Origin of the sequence: Shewanella sp. HL-SH5, assembly GCF_051163755.1 — a bacterium.
GTDB lineage: Bacteria > Pseudomonadota > Gammaproteobacteria > Enterobacterales > Shewanellaceae > Shewanella > Shewanella glacialimarina.
Genome location: NZ_CP195038.1, coordinates 3427000 through 3444029 on the forward strand (window position 1 = coordinate 3427000; position 17030 = coordinate 3444029).

Annotated in this window: 13 protein-coding genes; 9 read left to right on the top strand and 4 right to left on the bottom strand. The window is 42.0% G+C overall.

All coding sequences use genetic code 11. The annotated features are described in order from the left end of the window. Positions 1-10 precede the first annotated feature (10 nt). The 3 genes from ACRWQM_RS14930 to ACRWQM_RS14940 all read left to right on the top strand — a co-directional run bounded on the left by ACRWQM_RS14930 (position 11) and on the right by ACRWQM_RS14940 (position 2778). Positions 11-337 carry a hypothetical protein gene (locus ACRWQM_RS14930; protein ID WP_226411137.1) on the top strand — a complete coding sequence of 109 codons (327 nt, stop codon included), beginning with the start codon at positions 11-13 and terminating at the stop codon, positions 335-337. A 128-nt stretch (positions 338-465) separates the two neighbouring features. Continuing rightward, positions 466-1278 carry an ion transporter gene (locus ACRWQM_RS14935; protein WP_434928289.1) on the top strand — a complete coding sequence of 271 codons (813 nt, stop codon included), beginning with the start codon at positions 466-468 and terminating at the stop codon, positions 1276-1278. Between the two features lie 312 nt (positions 1279-1590). After that, the gene (locus tag ACRWQM_RS14940; protein WP_434930495.1) at positions 1591-2778 is read left to right on the top strand and encodes an HD-GYP domain-containing protein; all 1188 of its coding nucleotides are present in this window, start codon (positions 1591-1593) and stop codon (positions 2776-2778) included. A gap of 145 nt (positions 2779-2923) precedes the next feature. Here the strand turns inward: ACRWQM_RS14940 and mrcB are convergent, their stop codons facing one another. The 3 genes from mrcB to ACRWQM_RS14955 form a co-directional block, all read right to left on the bottom strand. Continuing rightward, positions 2924-5230: a penicillin-binding protein 1B gene (gene mrcB, locus ACRWQM_RS14945; protein WP_434930496.1), complete on the bottom strand. Its 2307-nt coding sequence runs from the start codon at positions 5228-5230 to the stop codon at positions 2924-2926. Positions 5231-5274: 44 nt separating this feature from the next. After that, positions 5275-7842, bottom strand: coding sequence for an ATP-dependent helicase HrpB (gene hrpB, locus ACRWQM_RS14950; RefSeq protein ID WP_434930497.1), 2568 nt, complete (start codon positions 7840-7842; stop codon positions 5275-5277). Between the two features lie 255 nt (positions 7843-8097). Further along, on the bottom strand, positions 8098-10395 hold the full coding sequence (locus ACRWQM_RS14955; RefSeq protein WP_434930498.1) for a putative bifunctional diguanylate cyclase/phosphodiesterase: 2298 nt from the start codon (positions 10393-10395) through the stop codon (positions 8098-8100). Positions 10396-10656: 261 nt separating this feature from the next. On the opposite strand from ACRWQM_RS14955, the gene thpR reads away from it, so the two are divergent. Further along, positions 10657-11226, top strand: a complete 570-nt coding sequence (thpR, locus tag ACRWQM_RS14960) for an RNA 2',3'-cyclic phosphodiesterase (protein ID WP_434930499.1) — start codon at positions 10657-10659, stop codon at positions 11224-11226. A gap of 95 nt (positions 11227-11321) precedes the next feature. Here the strand turns inward: thpR and pepB are convergent, their stop codons facing one another. Continuing rightward, positions 11322-12596, bottom strand: coding sequence for an aminopeptidase PepB (pepB, locus tag ACRWQM_RS14965; protein ID WP_434930500.1), 1275 nt, complete (start codon positions 12594-12596; stop codon positions 11322-11324). A gap of 153 nt (positions 12597-12749) precedes the next feature. Between pepB and sfsA the strand changes: the two genes are divergently transcribed. The 5 genes from sfsA to folK all read left to right on the top strand — a co-directional run bounded on the left by sfsA (position 12750) and on the right by folK (position 17001). After that, positions 12750-13454: a DNA/RNA nuclease SfsA gene (sfsA, locus tag ACRWQM_RS14970; RefSeq protein ID WP_434930501.1), complete on the top strand. Its 705-nt coding sequence runs from the start codon at positions 12750-12752 to the stop codon at positions 13452-13454. A 116-nt stretch (positions 13455-13570) separates the two neighbouring features. Continuing rightward, positions 13571-14014, top strand: a complete 444-nt coding sequence (gene dksA / locus ACRWQM_RS14975; RefSeq protein WP_226411155.1) for an RNA polymerase-binding protein DksA — start codon at positions 13571-13573, stop codon at positions 14012-14014. 69 nt (positions 14015-14083) lie between these two features. Beyond that, the gene (gene gluQRS, locus ACRWQM_RS14980; protein WP_434930502.1) at positions 14084-14971 is read left to right on the top strand and encodes a tRNA glutamyl-Q(34) synthetase GluQRS; all 888 of its coding nucleotides are present in this window, start codon (positions 14084-14086) and stop codon (positions 14969-14971) included. 231 nt (positions 14972-15202) lie between these two features. Next, positions 15203-16513 (top strand): polynucleotide adenylyltransferase PcnB, encoded by a 1311-nt coding sequence (locus ACRWQM_RS14985; RefSeq protein WP_434932041.1) that lies wholly within the window; start codon positions 15203-15205, stop codon positions 16511-16513. Then, positions 16513-17001, top strand: a complete 489-nt coding sequence (gene folK, locus ACRWQM_RS14990) for a 2-amino-4-hydroxy-6-hydroxymethyldihydropteridine diphosphokinase (RefSeq protein ID WP_434930503.1) — start codon at positions 16513-16515, stop codon at positions 16999-17001. Before ACRWQM_RS14985 ends, folK begins: the two co-directional genes overlap by 1 nt. Positions 17002-17030 lie beyond the last annotated feature (29 nt).

Genomic DNA, 17030 nt, shown 5'->3' on the forward strand with positions numbered 1-17030 from the left:
AGTCGACGCTATGAGCAAAGGTAAACCATTACCAGAGAAATGGTTAAATAATCAAAAAGCAGCCAAAGCCACTCAAGTGGCTTTTGATATTGATGAGCAATTTCAATATTCTATCCGTAAGGCCGCGCTAGATCGCGGTGTTAGTCCTTCTGATCAAATTCGCACCATTCTGGGTTTGTCGGTATCTAAACGCCCTAAGCGACCTAGACTGACGGTATCGCTAAGCGCTGATGATTATGTATTGTTAGCAGAAAAATATGCCTTACCATCAGATGCTCAGCTTGAAATCAAAAAGCGAGTCTTGGATGATCTGGTTCATTTTATCGATAAGAAATAATGACTCATTGTTTTACCGATAATGAATAAATACTTAAAACGCGTTAGACTTTTGCCTAGCGCGTTTTTTTATGTCAAAAATGCCACTTAACGAATCCAAGATCTACTTTTACTAAACGGACTTTTTTGATGATCAAATCTAAGCGATGGGCTACTAAAAATATTAACTCGCTCAATCCTTTTGATTTTGCGATGATGATTTTATCATTTTTCTCGGTGATCATTGTTTTAGCATTGACCTTTGGCAAGCTCGAACCCGAGACCTATCGTATTTTATTGTATATCGACGGCGGTATTTGTTTTGTTTTTATGAGTCGTTTTTTTTGGGGCTTGTTTAAAGCACGCAATAAAGCTTACTACTGGCGCCATCATTGGATAGATTTTGTTGCCAGCATTCCAGCTATAGAAGCATTAAGAATTGCTCGCGTATTTCAAATACTGCGCGTTATTCGACTGATCCGCACCAGCCGCTCGATTTTTTTACCTTTGTTGAAGCAAAAAAAGCAAGCCACATTGGCAAGTTTGCTGCTAGCGATGGTTCTGATTTTAGCCAACGCTTCAGTACTGATACTTATCGTTGAGTCGGGTGTTGATGGCGCAAACATTCATACCGCAGAACAAGCTATTTGGTGGGCATTAGTCACCATTTCAACCGTAGGCTATGGTGATTTTTATCCAGTGAGTACTTTAGGGCACGTCATTGGCGGTATTGTAATTATCAGTGGCGTAAGCTTTTTTGGGGTAATTTCAGGTTATATGGCTTCAGTTTTTGTCTCCCCCGATGAATCGTCTGAGCGCAATGAAGCACATCAAGAAGCGATTAAAAATGAGTTAGAAAATGCATTATTACGTATGGAAGCAAATCAAGCTAAGATGGAACAAAACCAAATAACCATGCTAAATGAAATCGCTAAATTAAAAACTGATTTAAGCAATAAGTAATCACTAAACGACAGGTAATAATCACTGGGTAGATCAGTATTAAACAAATTAACTCGAGTTTCAAAATCGACTTACTTCATACTATTAATCCATATAAGTCAGCTTATAAACGAATCAAGCCTGCAGGATCAAAATAGTAACAGAGCTAACCCCTTGGGTAAAATGACTATTATGAAGATTAATAAATATCTTCATAGCCTCATGCTTGAATAGATAATCCCTCGCTGAATATGCTAAATTGATTAACAATGTTAATCTAATGTTATCTTGACCCTACTCGTTTTCAGTCCCCTTTTTTGGAGTAATATGTACATGAGCGATTCTGTTGGATCAAACAATGTCATTAAAATCCCAATTGATAAGCTTGTACTAGGGATGTTCATTGTGGCAATTGATCGCCAACAAGACAAAGTAGACGTGCTTAATCCAGGCCAAATCAAACACAGTGATGCAATCGCTAAACTGATAAAAAATAATATCACCACAGTATGGGTCGATATAGAACGCTCATCGGACACTTGTGGGCTAAAAACAACAAAATCAACTGGCCTAAATCCTCTAGTACGAAAAGCCATTTCCTCCCGAGAAGATAAAAGCACCTATGCTAAAAAACTCCTCACTGAAGCCAAAAGCTTAATTCAAAAGGTCTTATTAGAAACCTATGAAGGCAAAGCGATTGAAGTCGGTCCATTCGAGGCTGTTGCCGACCAGATGATTGAGTTGATATTAGATGATGCCGACGCCTTTAAATGTATCTCAGCACTGCGCACTAAAGATGCTTATTTGATGGAACATTCTATTAATGTTGCGTTTTTACTGGTGACTTTTGGCCATCATTTAAACCTTGATACCGACTTACTTAGGCAAATGGCTGTCGGAGGTATTGTCCACGACGTAGGCAAAATTCAACTCGATAATAACATTTTACACAAACCCGGCAAACTTACTCCGGATGAATTTGAGCATATGAAGTTGCATCAAGTCTATGCGATGGCCATCATGGATGATACCCAAGGCTTGTCACAAATAAGTAAAGATGTTTGCCTCATGCACCATGAGAAAATTGATGGTCGTGGTTATCCTAAGGGTTTAGAAGGAGATGATATTCCTCTGCATGGGCGCATGAGTTGCATTGTTGACATTTTTGATGCCCTTACTGCAACGCGTTGCTATAAAGAAGCCATGAGCCCAGCTGCAGCATTCAAAATTTTGATCAGTTTAACCCCATTTCATTTAGACCAAAAATTAGTTTATGAGTTTATCCGCTGCATTGGAATATATCCGGTAGGTTCTCTGGTGTTGTTGTCTAATGAGCAAGTCGGGATAGTTTGGCAAGCTAAAGGGCGCGATGCATTACACCCAATAGTGAAATGTTTTTATTCGCAAAAAAATAAACGCTACAGCGAAGTCACTATGATTGATTTATTAAAATCTGAGGTTTATATAGAGCGAGGAGTCTCTCCGAGTAGTTTAGATATTGACCCGTCTTCATTTTATTAAGCATATCATTGATTGTTTTATACCCGCGTCACGAAACGGTGAGCATACAAGCAAGCAGCTAAAATAAGCCATACGTTAATGCCGTGATGTTTATGCTGCACTCACGCTGCAAATTGCAGCATGAATGCCTTAACAAAAGTAGTCGTTACTCGCCAAGCAACTTTTGCCACCAAGATAATGATTCACCACAATTTGCTGCGGGTTTGTAACTGACCTGATGGGCGGGTAAGTTAACTACGTTATGACACTTAGGTTGCATGGCTGCACCATTTGTCTGGTCAAAATAACCATTCACAATGCCGTTAACCGGTGGCATACGTAAACTTAACGGCGGACGTTGGTGTAAAAATGCCTGGTAAACCGCCATAGCGCCACTGCTGCCATATAAACCGGTTTTACTGTTATCGTCCTGTCCGACCCAAATAGCGGCGACATTTCGCTCGTCAAAACCCGCAAACCATGAGTCTCGGCTGTCGTTACTGGTGCCCGTTTTACCGGCCAACCTAACACCTGGAAATGCTGCACCTAAGCGTTTAGCTGTGCCCTTTTGTACAACATTATGCATCGCATACTGCACTAAATAGTCAGTTGCGGGATCAATGGCTATTTCATTTACTAAACGGTTGACCTCAAGCGGTGTATTTTGACTGTCTAATACAGCAGTGATCGAAGTCAGTTTGCGATAGCGCCCTTCATCAGCAATGGTTTGATAAACCTGTGCGACCATTAACGGCGAACCGTTCACCGCGCCCAACAACATAGAAGGATAATGCGGTATAGCCTCATTCCAACCAGCTTTTTGAATGGTGGTTGCGACGTTATCAACCCCAACCGCTAAACCCGCGTTAACTGTTGGTACGTTCATTGAGTGGGTGAATGCCTCTAATAAAGACACTTCACCACTGAATTTTTTATCCACATTATTGGGTGACCAGGTTTTACCTTGTTCATTTTTCAAGGTGAGTGGTTTGTCGGCTAATGGGCTGGCTAAAGTAAACTTATCCGCTTGAGCTAACGCTGCAGCATATACGAACGGCTTAATGAGCGAGCCAATAGGTCGGCGAATTTCAACCGCACGGTTAAAACCGTCATAGCTAGGCTGTTTGTCCCCAACCATTGCAGCAATACCACCGGTGTATTTGTCTGTCACTACCATGCCAACTTGGACGTTTTTAGCTCGCTTATCTAATGACTTTAACGTCGACACAACAGCTTTTTCAGCCGCATCTTGAGCCATAGGATCAAGTGTAGTGTAGACCTTTATGCCTGACTGGCTTAATAAGCTATCGCTATAGCGCTGACTTAATTCATTTTTTACCACAGCAAAGAATGCGGGCAGTTTTTGGTGGACAGATTTTTTCCCATCCCTTAAGCCTAAAGGAGATTCTGCCGCGGCTTTGTACTGCGCGACGGTTAGCTTGTCATGCTCCATTAAAATACGTAACACTAAATCACGTCTTTCTTGTGCACGTGCTGGATATCGCCACGGGTTGTAATAAGATGGCCCTTTAATCACCGCCACTAAAAATGCTTGCTGCGCTACGGTCAGTTCAGCCACTGGGCGACCAAAATAGAACTGTGATGCCAAACCTATTCCATGTACACCACGGGCTTTATCTTGCCCCATGTAGACTTCATTTAAATAGGCTTCAAGGATTTCCTCTTTGCTGTAACGAAAATCAATAATAATTGCCATTAATGCTTCACGAGCTTTACGAATAAGTGAACGTTCACTGCTTAGAAAGAAGTTTTTAGCCAATTGCTGAGTTAACGTTGAGCCACCTTGTACGGTGCGACCAGCGGTAATGTTAACCACGACAGCACGAGCAATAGCCAAGGGGTTAACACCATGGTGATCATAAAAACTGCGGTCTTCCACTAGCAATAATGAATCTACCACTAATTTAGGCATTTCTGGTGTTGGCACAAATAAGCGGTCTTCGCCATCGCTGGCAATAATACGGTCTAATAAAACAGGTTCTAAGTGGAATACTGCTAATTCACGTTTATCACTCATTCGCTCAACAGAATTAACTCCTAAGCTATCAAAACTTATCATCACGCGTTGTTCAGCTTGATTTCCCTCTGGGTGTAAAAATGGCCTACGCCACAACTCTATACGCGTGCTCGATGCAGAAAATTCACCTACTTGGCGGGGATTGGCCACTTTGCGATAACCCAGTAATTTAAGCTCAGCCATAAGTTGTGGATGATTAATAGCAGCCCCAGGATAAAGTGCCATAGAACGACTGAAGACTTGTGCAGGTAAATGCCATTTTTGACCTTCAAATTTTTGGCCAATAATTTGATCAAGATAAATAGCGTAAAAGGTCACAAATGCAAGACCGACGAGTGACAGTTTCCACGCCAATGAAAGTAGACTTAGCAACCAGCCTTTTTTGTGCTTTGAGGATTTTGTTGTTGATGTCTTTGTTGCTTTATTTTTTGCCATGTTGCTCTACAAGGTTATTAATAAGATAAAATTGCTTCAATGGCTTATAAGCCTGGAGTTTTCTTTTTGGTAAATTTGGTTGCCTTTGTATTGGCAGGGTCATCTGGCCACAAATGCTTAGGGTATCTGCCGCGCATTTCTTTTTTCACTTCGACATAAGGCCCTTGCCAAAAGCTGGCTAAATCGGCCGTTGTCGCAAGCGGTCGCCGCGCGGGTGACAATAATTCCATGGTTACGGTCAGTTTACCATTAAATAATACCGGGCTTTGACCCATGCCGAACGCTTCTTGTAGCCTAACGCTCAGTAAAGCCCTTAATTGTTGATACTCAAAATACGCCTGGCCATATTCATCCACAGGCAGCTGATATCGAATAGGCGCATGCGTTCCGGTAGACATCAGCCAGCTAGTAGGTGCTAGACTATTTAAAGTTTGCTGTTGCTCCCAGGTAAGGTGATTAATTAACAGTTTGCCGCAATCTAACTTAGTCAGTTGCGCTAAGCTGCGTACATCGGTTAAGTAAGGCATCAACCACTGAGTTGTACTGGCCATTAAACCGGCATCGGTATAATCGGGCCAAGGGTGTTTGGCTGACAAATCTGGCAATAAATGCGCGGCCATTATCACCCTTAATTGCAACTGCTTAACACTTTCATCCATATTTAAAATGGCTAGGCCTTTTTGTTGCACCAATGCCATTAATGCAGCTCGAATATCGGTTGAACTGATGCTGGTGTCAGCCACAGATTTAAGCACAATACTGCCCAACTGTGTTTGGGTTTGCGCAAAGAAACGTCCTTTAGCTTCATCCCAACCGCTCACCCTTTGCTGGGTCACTAAATGCGCAAGTTCATCATTTAATAAACGCTCATCTAACGCACAAGCTAGATACACTCTGCCTGCATTTCTACCTTGGGTTTCTTGAAAATCAGCCACCACTAACCATTGTGCATGAACGAGTGGATCTTGAGGGTCAAGGGTAACGCCGGTACCATTACTTAACACAAAACCTAACTGGCCTCGTGCTTTGGCTATGCGGTCTGGATACGCTAACCCCAAAAGATGGGCAATATCATAATCACTCGCTAGGTGAACAGACTGCTTAATATCTCCCTGTAGTGACAATTTCTTTTGCCACTGTTTGGCTTGTTGGCCTATTTGCCCCTGACAAGCCATCGACAAATAGCCACTAATATCAGCGCCTTTTGCGGGTAAACCTCTGGCTTCTATTATGCCTGCAATTAAGCAGGCTAATAATGCAAACTCAGGTGTACCATTAAGTTGTGCTAATGCTTTGGCGCTAAGTAACATATGCGCCAGACGTGGATGACACCCTAATTGGTGCGCCTCTCGGCCTAATGCGGTAATTTTATGCTCGCTATCCACCAGCTCAAGCTGATGTAATAATTGCCAAGCTAATTGCTCGTTCACTTTAGGGGCTGGACTTAATAGCGCTAAATCGCTAAATTGCTTAGCGCCCCAACAGGCACAATCTAATGCTACGCTGGTCAGCTCAGACAACACGATTTCAGGTGATGTTGCCTTTAATAAACGCCCTTGTTCTTCCTGGCTCCACAGTCTAACCGCTGTTCCGGCTGATAAGCGCCCTGCTCGGCCACTTCGCTGCACAGCAGACGCTTGACTGATACGGGTTAAACTCAGACGTGACACACCGGTTTTAGGGTTAAAGTTAGCACTGCGCTGATAGCCACTGTCGACCACCATAGTAATACCTTCAATCGTTAAACTGGACTCGGCAACGTTAGTGGCAAGCACTATTTTACGAAAACCTTTAGGGGCTATTTGAATCGCTTTATCTTGCTCAGCTGCGGTTAAGTCACCGTATAAAGGACACAATAAAATATCTTGGCTTAACTTTGGCTGCAATAAACTCGCTAAGCGATTTATTTCGCCTCTGCCAGGCAAAAAAGCCAGCAAAGAACCATTTTGCTGTGCACTATCACTTTTTGACTCAAGCATTAACTCGGCAATAATTTTAGCCATATGGCTAAGCCAATCTGGTGAAGACCCTATAGGGGAGTATTTCACATCAACAGGAAAGCTTCTTCCTTCGCTGTATATAACCTGCGCCTCAGGCATTAAAGTTTGCAGTGGCAGCGCTTCTAGGGTTGCTGACATTGCCAGAATAATCAGATCTTCACGCAATGATGATTGTACTTCTAACGCCAAGGCTAAACCAATATCAGTGGGCAAATGGCGCTCATGAATTTCATCGAAAATAATCATCTCAATGCCATTTAACTCAGGATCATCTTGGATCATCCGCGTTAAAATACCTTCGGTGACCACCTCAAGTTGAGTCTTAGCAGTAACCTGGCTATCACCCCGCACTCGATAACCCACTTGCTGACCAAGGGGCTGATTGAGTTGTTGTGCAATAAAGCGCGCCACATTACGAGTCGCTACTCGACGAGGTTCCAGCATTAATATTTTGCCCTTAATTTTACCCGATTGAAGTAAAGCTAAAGGCAGTGCCGTTGATTTACCTGCACCTGTGGGAGCTTGTAAAATAATTTGATTATGAGATGAAACCGCATGCAAAATATCAGGCAATACAGCGGTAATAGGCACATTTAAAACAGCAGGATTCATGTTGGTTACATCAGCCATAGGGCTAGTTGAAGTCAAATTATTTAACAAAGTATAAATGATTTAAGGGGGCCTAAGGAGCTACAGTTAATGTTTTAATGCGTGCTTTTATTTATGCTTACATCGAACATATATGTTCACAATAATGGGGTACGGTCAAATCCATTAGTCAATTTAAAGCCATGATTCATATTGCCATCAATATTTTATATTGCGTCATTTTACTGTCCCTGTGCACTATTGCAAACTCGCAAAGGATTAAATATCGTAAATCATATTATCAAGTCCACGAACCGCCAGCCAAGGTGAACGAATACCGGACTTAAGGGTGGATAATGGGCAAGGTTTATTAATTGCATATCCCTGGGCATAATCAACACCCAATGTTTTTAGTTTTACGCCGATTTCAGCGGTTTCGACAAACTCACCAATCACTTCGAAATCCATATCTTTACCGAGTTGGCAAATCGCTGAAACAATGGCTTTATCTCTGCGATCGGTACACACGTTTACCACAAACTGTCCATCAATTTTAACAAAGTCTACATCCAAGGTTTTTAAGTAAGCAAAACTTGAAAAACCTGAGCCAAAATCATCTAATGCCAGTTTACAGCCTAACGGACGCAACAAATCAATTAATGCGGTTACTTGTTCTAACTGACTGACTGCTGCGGTTTCAGTTATTTCGAAACACAGTTTATCAACCAACTCAGGCTCAACCATTAAACGCATTTCAAGCCAGCTCATAAACTTTTGGTCCGCCAGCGACATGGCTGACAAGTTAACTGAGACCATGGATAATTCTCGCCAAATATTGAGGTTTTCGCTGCCCCATTTAAGTAAATTATCAATGACCCAACGATCGACTCTTGATGCTAAGTTATATCGTTCTGCCGCAGGTAAGAAAATCGCCGGGGAAACAAAGCTGCCATCCTCTAGCACCATGCGCAGCAAAATTTCCATATGCAAACCCACTTCATTATGATTAAGGGGCTCGATTAACTGGTAAAACAACTCAAACTGATTAAGTGCTAAGGCACCGGTAATATCGACAGAAGCAACCATTTGAGTATAAAGAATATGGACTTGCGGATCGTCTGAACTAAAGTAATGCCAGCGATTCCGACCTTCTTGTTTAGCAAGCCGACATGCTGCGTCGGCCTGACTCATGACTTCATAAATATCTTTAGCTTTAGGATCAAATGTCGCAATACCAATACTCATGCTGACATTATGTTTCACCTTTTTCCATGTAAACTCATGTTCACAAAGCTGTTGGCATATTCGCTTAGCGACTTGTTGAGAAGACACTTCATCTGAGTGATACATTAAAATACCGAACTCATCACCGCCTAATCTAGCAACCACATCCCCTTTACGTACCAACTGCTTAAGGCGTTTAGAGACTTGCTGCAATAATTCATCGCCAGCCTGGTGACCGCTTAAATCATTAACAACTTGAAACTGGTCTAAATCAAGAAAGGCCACGCAAGCTGGAATAGCTTCATCGCTGGCAAGTAACTCATCCAGCATACCTTCAAATTGCACCCGGTTAGGTAACCCGGTTAACGCATCATGATTAGAGTGAAATGTCAGTTCGTCGGCTAAACGATAACGTTCGGTGACATCTTCAACCATTAATAATAGTTGTTGCTGCGAATTTAATGCGTGGCAAAAACTCATTTTATACCAATGGGTTGACATACCTATTTTTAGTGGCACCTCACACCAAGCTTGTCGAAGCACACCTTGCCTAACAATATGCAATGTATCTTGTAATAGCGCGTGATCATCATCTCGAAGGCAATCAAACAAACTCTGACCAATTTCAAACTTAAGCATGTTTTGCGATACTTGATTTTGCAGCACCACTAAATTTTTAACATCAATTAATGCACACGCCATCGGCAAATGGCTGAATAGCTCTTGGTATTGTTTTTCTTTATTGTCCAATAGAACTGATAATCGTTTCAGTTCAAAAACGGCTGCTAAATGAAAGCAGTGTTCATCTAATACAGATTGCCAAAAACTTTCACAGCTTTGTGGTTGAGACTCAATTGTTACCGTGGTTTGTTGTAATGACATTGCAATAAGCACCACATTGACATTACCCACACTGGCCGCTGGAGTTATTTCTAAATGTGATATGGCTAAGTTTTTATCAATAGACTGTGCAAAAAATTGACAAATGTATTGATCTTGTTCTGTTGTAGCCGAAGAATGTTGCTGATCAATATGTAGTGGCTTTGATAAATTGAGTACCAGATCAATCAAGTCTTTGTTTTGTTCAATCGCTTGAGTTAAGAAGTTTTGCTGTGGGAAGTGTTTGGTAAAATGACTAGCAACCTTGTATATTGAAGTGTCGACGATATCAAGGCTGGGTGAAAATGTGTTATTGCTATGACTACTTTTAATCGCGAATACGATATCGCAACTAAGTTGTTTGCATATTAGCGCTAGCACACTATCAATCATTAACATTGACATCGGGCTATCCATTTCTAAAGACTCATAGGTCAAAGCCTGTTTCAATAAATTCTGGGTGCTTTCAGCCATTAATCAACTCAATAATAAAGTTCGCGAGATATATTCTTTACAGCCAGTGGTCAGAGGGTATAGCCGATATATTGTTCATATAGACATAATGCCATCTTCCTTGACTGCCCAAAGTATTTTGTTCTATTTACACATGTTACATACTTTCCGTATAGCTTCATCATGATTAACACGGTCAAGATTAACAATAGTCGAAAACCTTGTTTTCGTCAGTACCCCGTTATGCTAATTAATCTGTTTCTAAAGATAGTGGGATAAATAATGAAATCAAGTCACCCAATAGCTGCACAAAGATTATTTATTGGATTTAGCGTCAACAAAACAGATAAGTGTAAATTTTTTGATATACAGCAAAAGCTTACAACATGTATTAATACCGAAGCTTTACCCGTAACACAATCAAATATGCATATTACTTTAGCTTTTCTTGGCCAAGTGAGTCATTCATCCACACCAAGACTATTGGATGCTTTAGATAAGCTAATAAAACCTGTATTTCATTTAACGCTAGACACACTTTGCCTATGGGTTCAGCCAGGCATAATATGTGTCCAGGGGATTGCCGACGACATACTGCTTAACATGGCTGATGCCGCTCAGCAAGTTTGCTTGCACTTAGGTCTTCACCAAAGCCAATGGCACTATCGACCACATATCACCTTGTTTAAAAAAGCTGACAGACTAGATTATGCACAACAAAGATTAATTAATCTGGATCATAAGTTACCCATCACAGTCTCTCCAACATATTTACACTTGTATCGTTCAGTTAGAACCAAACAAGGCGAGCAATATAACATATTGCACAGTTGGCCATTACAAAACGATTGATTGTCAGCGATAAAAAAGCCATCTTTCGATGGCTTGAGTTCAAACACTTATCTGATACCTTAAATACCGTTTAGCTTAAGGTATTAAGATAGCTGTTATCGCTTCAGAATTTCAGCCACTGTCAGTACACCATGGGTTGTTGCGCCTGCGCTAAATAACCCAGTTGCAGAAGACTCAAACGCCGCCGCCAAATCAATATGCAGCCAGTTTGCCTCAGGTGTTACAAAGCGCCATAGGAAACCTGCTGCATTTGATGCTCCACCTGCGCCGCCACCTTTAACTGGACGACTATTGGCCGTATCAGCGTAAGCAGATGGGCAAGTGTCGCGGTGCCAAGGATCTAACGGTAATGGCCACACATTTTCACCCACTGCGGCTGCACATTGTTGCGCCATTTTTATCGTTTCGGTTTGTGGTGAAAATATTGCGTTATATTCGTTACTGACCGCCATAACTGCAGCGCCGGTTAAGGTCGCTGCATCGATAATTAATTTAGCGCCTGACTCTGAAGCAGCCTGTAAACCATCAGCTAATACCAAACGGCCTTCTGCATCTGTATTAACAATTTCTACTGTGGTGCCATTTTTATAGGTTAAAATATCGCCTAATTTAAATGCACGGCCACTGACTAGGTTTTCCGCGCAACATAAATACAGTTTGACTCGTTTGTTCAAACCAGACTTGATGGCTAAACCTAAAGCAGCAGTCACAGTTGCAGCGCCGCCCATATCGCACTTCATCGCCAACATACCTACCGACGACTTTAAGCTATAACCGCCAGAGTCAAATGTGATGCCTTTACCCACAAGCGCAACATCAACGGGAGCATCTGCCGCAAGCGGATTAAAATCTAATTCTAATAATGCCGGTGGACGCTCACTGCCACGGCCAACCGCATGAATACCAACCCATTTTTTAGCTAACAAGTCTTGACCTTCAACGATATTAAAGGTCACTTTATCGCCACCAATATCTTTTAGCCAATTTGCCGCTTGGGTAGCCAGTGACACTGGCGAAAGGTCTTCAGGGGTATCGTTAATTAACTTACGGGCAAACGCAGCGGACTGCGCACGATCTGTTAGTATTTGCTGTTGTTGGTCATCACCACACCAAACCACTTCATAGCCAGGTTTGGCGGTGGCAAAGCCTTGGGCGAACACCCACTGTAAATCAACAGTCCATAGTTCACCTTGAAGTTGAACTTGGTTAATGCCTTGATTGCGAATTTTACGGGCAGCCATTTGCACTTGGCGAAGCGGTGCATTCCCACTTAAATGAATGAAGCTATTTTGGCCTTCAAAAGTGACATCGGACTTGCCCCAATGAGTTGCGGGAGCTTCTTGAGTTAAAATGACAGTCATAAATTGCATGATAAATTCCTTGTTTGCAGCATTTTCGCGGTACGTCACCATAGAATAATAATGTATTCAGCCGAATAACGAAATTGACAATAGTATATCAGCTGTCACATTCTTTTATCTAATGATGTATGGTTACTATTATTTGCCACGAAATCAATTTATATGGACTTCACTCCCCCGCTACAACATGGCCGACTCATTAAACGTTATAAGCGTTTTCTGACCGATATCATTTTAGATGATGGCAGCGAAATTACCATTCATTGCCCTAATACCGGTTCAATGAAAAACTGCTTATATCCTGGTCAAAGTGTGTGGTTCTCTGAATCAGATAACCCGAAACGAAAATATCGCCACACATTTGAAATAATGCAATCGGATCAAGATCATTTAATCGGCGTAAACAGTGCTAGAGCCAATGCACTTGCCGAGGAAGCTATCAATAGTGGCGTTATTACCGAGCTAACTGGTTACTCCACTTTACAGCGTGAAGTGAAATACGGTGAAGAAAATAGCCGCATCGACATTCTTTTAACGCGCAAAGACCGGCCTAAGTGCTATATTGAAATCAAGAGTTGTACCTTGTTAGAGCAAGGTGAAGGTTATTTTCCTGATGCCGTTACTACGCGGGGACAAAAGCATCTAAGAGAATTAATCGAAATGGTACAACAGGGTCATCGTGCCGTATTATTGTTTGTGGTGCAGCACAGTGGAATATCAACAGTGAAACCCGCCGCACATATCGATCCTCAGTACGCAGACTTACTCAATAAAGCGATTAACCAAGGCGTTGAAGTACTGGCATATCAAACCCTATTGTCACCCCAAGCCAGTAGAATTATCGGTCCATGCAAAGTGATGGTATGAATTAAATAAAATAGATTTATACCGTAAAAAATTTGCCACGCTATACAGATTCTGGTATAGATAGCGCCGTAAAAAATAAGCCGCAATTAAACGCAAACGATTACAGGAGATGCGTTATGCCTGAAGGCACTAAGAAACTTGGCGTACTCGCTATCGCAGGTGTAGATCCTTACCAGGAAAAAGCTGGTGAAGAATATATGAATCCCACGCAACGTCGTCACTTTAAAGTGATACTCGAAGCATGGCGTAACCAATTGCGTGAAGAAGTTGACCGTACACTGACTCATATGCAAGATGAAGCTGCAAATTTTCCAGATCCTGTTGACCGCGCAGCTCAAGAAGAAGAGTTCAGTTTAGAGCTTCGTGCTCGTGATAGAGAACGTAAGTTGATCAAGAAAATTGAGAAAACACTACAATTAATCGAAGAAGACGATTTTGGTTATTGTTTCTCATGTGGTATCGAAATTGGTATCCGCAGACTTGAAGCAAGACCTACCGCTGATCAATGTATTGACTGCAAAACGTTAGCAGAAATCAAAGAAAAGCAAATGGCTGGTTAAATACGTTTAGGGCGAGATCACTCTCGCCCTTTCTATTTAATTTGTCCTGACTTCAAAACGGCTTAAGATATGTCATATATCGGACGCTTTGCGCCATCGCCATCAGGCTCCCTTCATTTTGGATCATTAATTGCCGCACTCGGTAGCTATTTACGTGCCCACAGTTTAAATGGCCAATGGTTAGTCAGAATGGAAGATATCGATCCTCCGCGGGAAGTTAACGGTGCCAGTGATAACATACTGCGAACGCTTGATGCCTATGGCCTACATTGGCATGGCACAGTGTTGTATCAAAGTCAGCGAACTCAAGTCTATCAAAACACCATAGAGAAACTTGTTGCTCAAAACCAAGCATATTATTGCCAATGCTCCCGTAAAATGATTCAAACTATGGGAGGCGTTTACGATAGCCGCTGTGGTTTAGCCACTATCGTCAATGCACACACTACCGGTGCTATCCGTATTCGTAATAGCGCTAAAGTCAGTTTTTTTGATGATATCAATCGCGGCCACATTAATGTTGAAAGTGGTTTTGCGGGTGAAGACTTCATTATCAAACGCAGTGATGGCCTTTTTGCATATCAACTTGCCGTCGTCATTGATGATGCTTTTCAGGGAATAACTGAAGTCGTCAGAGGCAGCGATTTATTAGAAGCCAGTTGTCGACAAATCAGCTTATTTCACCTATTAGATTTACCAACACCTAATTGGTTGCACCTACCACTCGCTTGTGCAAAACCAGGATTTAAACTTTCCAAGCAAAACCATGCGCAAGCAATCAATATACAAGCTCCACAACAAAGCCTGAATGCCGCCCTAGACTTTTTAGGTCAACCTACAGTTGATATCGACCATGTAGATAAAATGCTCGCTCAAGCAGTAGCGCAGTTTTCCTTAGCCAATGTGCCAAAACACAGTGAAATTATCTTAGCAAAACCAGCTGGCGCGGTAGATTAGCACTAAACAACTGTTGGAAATTTGTCAACATCACTTATCACACAGTTATCTACTCATTCGCGCACAATTGGTATATCATACCCGCCAGATTTTTAATCAATTAATTTAGTGTCAACGAGGTGTATTATTTTTCGCCGTATTAGTCAGTTCTGCAAGAATTTATTTGATAATAAAGCAGCGCCCGAGCTCGACCAGCCGTTAGAAGAACAAAACGGCCTACGTTTGGATATCATTTCACGTGATAGCCACGATATTTCGCGCCGCCAGATCAGCGAAAATGCATTAAAAGTGCTTTATCGACTGCACAAATCAGGTTTTAAAGCCTATTTAGTCGGTGGCGGAGTGCGCGATATTCTATTAGGGCTTGAGCCTAAAGACTTTGACGTTGTGACTAATGCCACTCCAGATGAAATCAAAAAATTATTCCGTAATTGCCGCTTAGTCGGACGTCGTTTTCGCTTAGCACATATTGTTTTTGGACGTGATGTCATTGAAGTAGCAACATTTCGTGGACATCATGGCGAAAACAGCGACACCATTTCAAAATCAAATGCCGAAGGTCGTCTGTTACGTGACAACGTATACGGTGAAATTGATGAGGATGCTGAGCGTCGCGACTTTACGGTTAACGCCTTATATTATGATATTAGTGACTTTTCTATCCGCAGTTATGGCGGTGGCATTGAAGACTTACACGCCCGTAAAATCAAGCTAATAGGTGATCCTGAAACCCGTTATCGTGAAGACCCTGTTCGGATGTTACGCGCGGTAAGATTTGCCACAAAATTATCGATGGAAATCGATCCTATTTCTGCCGCCCCGATTAAATTATTAGCGCCACTATTAGCCGATATTCCAGCTGCCCGTATGTACGAAGAAGTGTTAAAGCTTTTCTTTGCAGGTAAAGCTCAAGCTAATTATCAAATGATGCGAGAGTTCGATTTATTTGGCCCGCTATTCCCACAAATACATGGCATTATCACTGATGACCCTAAGGGCTATGCGGCTAAAATGCTCAATACTGTTATGCGCAGCACTGACGATCGAGTTAATCAAGATAAACCGGTTACGCCAGCATTCTTTTATGCGGCAATACTCTGGTATCCGCTAAAGCAACGAGCTGATGATATCGCACTTGAAAGTGGTTTGACATTGTATGATGCGCAAGTGGCAGCTATGGGTGATGTGATGGAAGAACAATGCCGCACGATTAGCATTCCACGCCGTTTCAGTACGCCTGCAAAAGATATTTGGCAATTACAGCTTAGATTTGAGCGTAGCCAAGGTTCACGGGCATTTAAATTATTAGAGCACCCTAAATTCCGTGCAGCATATGATTTATTATTACTTCGCGGTGAAGCTGAAGGTGGCAGTGTGGCCAAACAAGCTACCTGGTGGAAATCATTTGTTGAAGCTGATGAAACACAACGTAGTGATATTGCTAAAGGCTCAGGCAAAACAAGCTCAAACCGTAATCGCAATACAGCACAGCGTAAAAGAAAGCGCAAACCTGCTGCTAAATCGGACTCAGCTGCAGAATAATGACTTTAGTTTATGTCGCATTAGGAGCTAATCTTGCAGAGCCAGAGCAACAGCTAAACCAAGCTGTTGCCGCGTTAAAAAAGATTGCTGTCAATGGTGATGTTACAGTGTCGTGTTATTATCGCTCAACGCCCATGGGTGATGTTGTTCAGCCTGATTATGTTAATGCGGTAGCCTGCTTTAATACTCACCTTGAACCGATTGAATTACTCAATAGCCTGCAAGATATTGAACAACAACAAGGCCGGGTGCGTAATGAACGTTGGGGGCCAAGAACCTTAGATCTTGACCTATTATTATATGGATTACACATCATTGATATACCAAGATTACAGGTCCCGCATTACGGTATGAAAGAGCGCAGCTTTGTGTTAATCCCGCTGGCTGAAATTGCTGAAGACTTAATCTTGCCCTGTCATCAGGCACTTAAATCGTTACTGACACCAGAAATGCAGCAGTCTTTGCACAAAATACCGAATAAAAGTTGATTTCACCACTTTAGAGTATATGCTCCACA